The 4018-nt window shown below is 53.3% G+C and carries 7 protein-coding genes; 6 read left to right on the forward strand and 1 reads right to left on the reverse strand.

Annotation, left to right across the window (positions count from 1 at the left end; translation table 11 throughout):
• The first annotated feature begins 311 nt into the window (after nucleotides 1-311).
• From AB5J56_RS45010 to AB5J56_RS45025, 4 genes are all read left to right on the forward strand, one after another.
• Nucleotides 312-797 (forward strand): MbeB family mobilization protein, encoded by a 486-nt coding sequence (locus AB5J56_RS45010; RefSeq protein ID WP_061390563.1) that lies wholly within the window; start codon nucleotides 312-314, stop codon nucleotides 795-797.
• 3 nt (nucleotides 798-800) lie between these two features.
• Nucleotides 801-1016: an MbeD family mobilization/exclusion protein gene (locus AB5J56_RS45015; protein ID WP_072048928.1), complete on the forward strand. Its 216-nt coding sequence runs from the start codon at nucleotides 801-803 to the stop codon at nucleotides 1014-1016.
• Nucleotides 1017-1285: 269 nt separating this feature from the next.
• Nucleotides 1286-1672, forward strand: a complete 387-nt coding sequence (locus AB5J56_RS45020) for a hypothetical protein (RefSeq protein ID WP_369243273.1) — start codon at nucleotides 1286-1288, stop codon at nucleotides 1670-1672.
• A 254-nt stretch (nucleotides 1673-1926) separates the two neighbouring features.
• Nucleotides 1927-2139, forward strand: a complete 213-nt coding sequence (locus tag AB5J56_RS45025) for a hypothetical protein (RefSeq protein ID WP_034169353.1) — start codon at nucleotides 1927-1929, stop codon at nucleotides 2137-2139.
• A gap of 428 nt (nucleotides 2140-2567) precedes the next feature.
• Here AB5J56_RS45025 and AB5J56_RS45030 read toward each other — a convergent pair whose 3' ends face one another.
• Nucleotides 2568-2681, reverse strand: coding sequence for a replication initiation protein (locus tag AB5J56_RS45030; protein WP_072035093.1), 114 nt, complete (start codon nucleotides 2679-2681; stop codon nucleotides 2568-2570).
• 647 nt (nucleotides 2682-3328) lie between these two features.
• Here AB5J56_RS45030 and AB5J56_RS45035 point away from each other — a divergent pair.
• Both AB5J56_RS45035 and AB5J56_RS45040 read left to right on the forward strand, forming a co-directional pair.
• Nucleotides 3329-3652 carry a MobC family plasmid mobilization relaxosome protein gene (locus AB5J56_RS45035; RefSeq protein WP_024191642.1) on the forward strand — a complete coding sequence of 108 codons (324 nt, stop codon included), beginning with the start codon at nucleotides 3329-3331 and terminating at the stop codon, nucleotides 3650-3652.
• The coding region (locus tag AB5J56_RS45040; RefSeq protein WP_198896871.1) for a relaxase/mobilization nuclease domain-containing protein at nucleotides 3642-4018 on the forward strand (377 nt) is incomplete at its 3' end. The genes AB5J56_RS45035 and AB5J56_RS45040, both read left to right, overlap by 11 nt.

A 4018-nucleotide genomic window follows, 5' to 3' on the forward strand; every position in this document is an offset into this window, starting at 1 on the left:
CGCCGACCGTCCGCGCATTGATGCCTGGCAGACCATAGTGAACGGCAGACTGGGGCTGCACGACCCGAACGCGCCGGAAAACCGGCGGGCGCTGGTTACACCGTCCGCGCTGCCGGAAGCGAAGCAGGAAGCCGCCCAGGCGATTACGCGCGGCCTACTTTCCCTTGCCTCATCCGGGGAGCTGAAAACCCGTCAGGACGTCACTGAGGCGCTGGAAAGTGCGGGTTTTGAGGTGGTGCGCACCACGAAAAGCAGCATCAGCATTGCCGACCCTGACGGGGGGCGAAACATCCGACTGAAGGGAGCCATCTATGAACAGTCTTTTAACGCTGGCGAAGGACTTAGAGCAGAAATCGAAAGCGCAGCAGCAGACTACCGGCGAGATGCTGAAAGCCGCATTCAGCGAGCACGAGAAGTCTGTCAGAGCGGAACTGAGCGAAAGCGAGAAGAGAATCAGCGCCGCCATCCTCGACCACGACCGGAAGCTGTCCTCAGCCATGAGCCAACGCACGAAAGGGATGCTGCGTATGATCAGCCAGACGTGGCTGACCATAGTCCTGGTCTCCGCGCTACTGATCGCCTCGAGCGCGGGCATTCTGTGGTGGCAGGGGCAACAGATACTCGACAACTACACGACCATCCAGGAACAGAAGAGCACGCAGGCCATGCTTTCAGAGAAGAACAACGGCGTCCAGCTCACGACCTGCGGGGAGGAGAGACGCCGCTGCGTGAGGGTGAACCCGGAAGCGGGAAGATTCGGAGAGGATTCGAGCTGGATGATACTGGCGGGGAAATAGCACATGACGGAACTGGAAAAACAGTTGCTGAGCGCATTAGAGCAGCTACAGCAGGACTACTCGAAAAGGCTGGACGAGTGGGAGAACGCCTTCGCGGAATGGCGGACGATGTCTGGGCTTATGCAACGGGAGAACGCGGCGCTGAGCGAGCGCGTCACGGGCTTGAGCAGGCAGGTGCAGAGTTTGAGCGATCAGCTGCGCCGATTGTCGCAAGGCTGAATGGCATCGAGGCGCACCGGGAGCAGGAGCGCGCGGCGCAGCACCAGAAAGCGCTGGAGCTGGAACGATCGCAGCGGCAGAAAGGTTTTGAGCTTGGAATGTAGTTAATCAATGAAAAGGGATGCGTTATGAAATGTTTCTGGGCTTGCTCAGTCTCGGTGGTTTTGGCTATGTCATTTACAGTCGCTGCTGCGGAGAATAACGACAACGTTACATATACAAAACCGTCAGCCGGGAGGGACTTATATCTTACCTGTAAAGGTTATCAGGTGAAGGGGGCATCTGTAATTAACGTCGAGAAACCTTCTTACCTTGAAGGTACTGGTGAGCAGGTTGAATTTGCAATCATTACTCCTGTTGGTGCGTCTGACGGACTCAAGGTCTTTTTTGATTCATGGGGTTTTTCTTCATTTGGATTGATTGAAAGCCATGTGATGCATGAGCACTGGTCTTTAGTTCATGTTGGGGGGCGTGCTTCAGTCAAAGGTGAAAAGATTGATTATTCATTTGTAGATAACCAGCCACAGGAGGGGGGGAGCTATAAACCCAAAACAGGTGTGTTCCTGTACGGCTGCATGAACTCGGATAAAAGACCATCTTGGGTCGAAAAGATCTACACAAGAACAGGTGTGTTTCGAGGGGGCATAGAAGACTAAAATACTGCTTACAGCATGAAAATCCATTGAACAGAGTGTCAGTTCATTTCCGTGCATAACTATGCATACCGTAAGAACTTACGGGGGGCATTTATCGGCGTTTTTACGTGGTAAGAGGTGCTCTTTTGCGGTTCATGGCGCAGAACGGTGCTGAGGCTGTCTGCGGCGGTGCGAACAAGGGATGTTATGGTAAATAAGAGTGTCTTTTGGATATTTTAAATCTGTTTTTTTATTAAATTTAATGGGGGCAGAAAATGGGGGATTTTGAGCGTACCTTTGGAGCTGGTGCTGATTTTGATCGGATAATTGATGAGAATAACAGCGAATATTTTCGAGAAGATCGCCGAAAAACTAAAAATTCAAAAAAAAAATTCTCTTCTTTTCAAGATGCTTTGGTTTGGGCGAAAGCTAATCCTGGCAAAACGATAATAAGATCTCCAGACGGTGTGGGGTTTATTGAAAAATGAAAGAGTGGATTCACTGTAAAACAACAGTCATTTTTTGGACAACACTGTCTATATACGTACTCATATGTTTCACAGTGTCGTATGTTGGAGTCTATGTTACGTACGTTGCAGGGCCTATTTTGTTAGTTACAGGCATTCTTGCATGGCTTACGAAACCTAGCTGTAATCCAAAGTGACTGGGCTAGACGAACTTTATCCCCCCATAAAACCCGCTTTTTTAAACGGATCTTCTTGAGATCATTCATGGAGAATCGTAATCTCTTAGCACTGTAAACGAAAAAACCGCCCAGCAAGGCGGTTTTTTCGAAGGTTCTCAGAGCAGCAACTCTTTGAACCGAGGTAACTGGCTTGGAGGAGCACAGTCACCAAAACTTGTCCTTTCAGTTTAGCCTTAACCGGCGCATAACTTCAAGACTAACTCCTCTAAATCAGTTACCAGTGGCTGCTGCCAGTGGCGTTTTGTCGTGTCTTTCCGGGTTGGACTCAAGTCGATAGTTACCGGATAAGGCGCAGCGGTCGGACTGAACGGGGGGTTCGTGCATACAGTCCAGCTTGGAGCGAACTGCCTACCCGGAACTGAGTGTCAGGCGTGGAATTAGATAAACGCGGCCATAACAGCGGAATGACACCGGTAAACCGAAAGGCAGGAACAGGAGAGCGCACGAGGGAGCTACCAGGGGGAAACGCCTGGGATCTTTATAGTCCTGTCGGGTTTCGCCACCACTGATTTGAGCGTCAGATTTCGTGATGCTTGTCAGGGGGGCGGAGCCTATGGAAAAACGGCAACGCCGCATCCTTTTTCCGCCCTTTCTGATTGATTTCCGCTTAGTCTCTTTATCCAGCCATTCGTAAGCTGGCAACGCCCGCCGCAGTCTCACGGCAGGAGCGCAGCGACCGAGTGAGCGAGGAGGCGTCATTTCACCGGGATCTGCATTTCGCACTTACGCCCCACAGCAGCATTTTCTCCCTGCCACATGAAGCACTTTCCTGAATCCCCACTCCGATTTACCATGTTAAGCCAGTATACACTCCGCTAGCGCTACGTGACTGGTTCAGGGCTGCGCCCCGAAACCCGCTGAAAAGTACTGCCGCGCCCTGCGGGCTTGCCCAACACCGCTCCGGACAGGAAAAAATTTCCCGCCCGAACCGGTGTTATCCGGAGGATGGTTTGGCAGAAAAGCGCAACAAAATGCTCACTATGTGGGTGACAGAAGACGAGCACCGCCGACTTCTGGAGCGCTGTGAGGGTAAACAACTCGCGGCCTGGATGCGCCAGATATGCCTGGACGAAAAGCCCTCGCGTGCTGGCAAACTTCCATCCATCTCGCCGGCGCTGCTTCGTCAGCTTGCCGGCATGGGTAACAACCTCAACCAGATTGCCCGGCAGGTTAACGCCGGTGGCGGTACTGGGCACGATCGCGTGCAGGTTGTCGCCGTGCTGATGGCCATTGATGCCGGACTCGAGCGGCTGCGGCACGCCGTGCTGGAAAAGGGGGCAGACGATGATCGTTAAGTTTCATCCCAGAGGCCGCGGCGGTGGCGGCGGTCCGGTGGATTATCTGCTGGGGAAAGACCGGCAGCGCGACGGCGCCAGCGTTCTGCAGGGTAAGCCGGAGGAAGTGCGGGAGCTTATTGACGCCTCGCCTTACGCCAAGAAATACACCTCCGGCGTGCTGTCTTTTGCCGAACAGGATTTGCCGCCCGGCCAGCGTGAAAAGCTGATGGCGAGCTTTGAGCGGGTTCTGATGCCCGGACTCGATAAAGACCAGTACAGCGTACTGTGGGTTGAGCACCGGGACAAAGGGCGGCTGGAGCTGAACTTCCTGATCCCGAACACGGAGCTGCTGACCGGCAGACGTCTCCAGCCGTATTACGACCG

The sequence above is a fragment of the Streptomyces sp. R21 genome (genome assembly GCF_041051975.1).
Lineage (GTDB): Bacteria > Actinomycetota > Actinomycetes > Streptomycetales > Streptomycetaceae > Streptomyces.